This window comes from Vogesella lacus (assembly GCF_979366295.1).
The window spans coordinates 1-255 of sequence record NZ_CEETQT010000058.1; the positions used below are offsets into that span (position 1 = coordinate 1).

The window sequence follows — 255 nt, forward strand, 5'->3', positions numbered from 1 at the left end:
ACAAGCCGTTCCTGCTGCCAATCGAGGACGTATTCTCCATCTCCGGCCGTGGTACCGTTGTTACCGGTCGTGTAGAGCGCGGTATCGTCAAGGTTGGCGAAGAGCTGGAAATCGTTGGTCTGAAGAATACTGTCAAGACCACTTGCACCGGCGTGGAAATGTTCCGCAAGCTGCTGGATCAGGGTCAGGCTGGTGACAACGTTGGCGTGCTGCTGCGTGGTACCAAGCGTGAAGACGTTGAGCGTGGTCAGGTTC

Annotated in this window: 1 protein-coding gene; it reads left to right on the forward strand. The window is 56.5% G+C overall.

Annotation, left to right across the window (positions count from 1 at the left end; all coding sequences use genetic code 11):
• A partial coding sequence (locus tag ACZ9W6_RS17715) for an EF-Tu/IF-2/RF-3 family GTPase (protein WP_465192499.1) occupies positions 1 to 255 on the forward strand: 255 nt, incomplete at both ends.